Origin of the sequence: Collinsella aerofaciens (genome assembly GCF_039758965.1) — a bacterium.
Taxonomy (GTDB): Bacteria; Actinomycetota; Coriobacteriia; order Coriobacteriales; family Coriobacteriaceae; genus Collinsella; species Collinsella aerofaciens_BR.
In genome coordinates this window covers 1-1069 of sequence record NZ_JBDMSL010000062.1, presented here as the reverse complement: position 1 = coordinate 1069, position 1069 = coordinate 1, and the positions used below count along the sequence as shown (strand labels likewise).

The window sequence follows — 1069 nt, the reverse complement described above, 5'->3', positions numbered from 1 at the left end:
TGCGGTCCTCGGGCCGATGCCGGGCACGGTGAGCAGGCACGCGTAGGTCTCGTCGCCCTCGAGCAGCGCCGCCGTCTCGGCCTCGAGGGCCCCGGCCTCGTCGAGGGCCTCCGATATTCGGGCGGCAAGGAACCTGACCTGCCTGTTCTCGGCCTCGACGAGCGCCGGCGGGGGCGCGGTGGAGGCGGCCGCGGCCTCCCCGGCGGCCTCGGCCCGCGGGCCCTCGGCCCCGGAGCGGGCGATCCCCCACGCCCCGCCGAACCCGGCGAGCAGCTCCAGCCACCGCCGGTCCGACAGGTCGACCGCGGCCTCGAGGGCCGGGCAGGACTCGAGCAGCACCGCGCGCAGGCGGTTCTTGTCCCTGGTCGCGCAGGCGACGACGTGGTCGCGCTGCGACGAGAGGGTGCGGGCGGCCTCGAGGGCCTCGCCGCGGCCCGGGACCCCCGACAGGGAGTCCGGCACGCCCAGGGCGGTCCGCGCGATCACCGCGGCGTCGCGCTCGTCGGTCTTGGCCTCGCCGGCGAACAGGCCCGCGGCGCGGCTGGCGGCGAGCCCGGGCAGGTAGGCGACCCCGAGCCCCGCGGCGCGGGCCCGCCTCACGGCGAGGGACCCTATGTTGCGGAACTGGTCGACGACGACGAGCGTGCCGGCGGGCGCGGAGGCGAACAGCGCGTCGAGCTCGGCCTCCCTGTTGCGGACGGGGGCGCTGGCCAGCACCTCCCCGTCGCGGTCGATCAGGCAGGCCCAGTGCGACGACTTGCCGACGTCCAGGCCGAGCACGGCCGCGGGTCTGGTGGATGGCGCTTTCACGGTGGTATCCTTCCGGTAGTCGTTCGACCGGATGGCCTCCCCCTCGGCACTCACATTACCAGCCGCGGCACCTGCCCGGCACTTTCCTATCAGCCGTCGGGGGCGGCGCGCCCCGCGCCGGCAGCACCCAACAGGCCCTCTCGGGGGCAGGGACGTTCGGCCGTGCGCGGGCGCCCGGTCGGCGGCCCGTTCTGGGCGCGCCTCAATCGTAGCCCGAGATGGTCCCAGGCTGACAATTTCGACTGTAATGGACGTTCTT

General features: G+C 75.4%; 1 protein-coding gene. It reads right to left on the bottom strand.

Annotated features, from left to right (window positions below):
- Nucleotides 1-810 (bottom strand): IS110 family transposase (locus ABHU32_RS10050; RefSeq protein WP_346979822.1); only part of this gene is annotated, 810 nt, incomplete at its 3' end.
- Nucleotides 811-1069 lie beyond the last annotated feature (259 nt).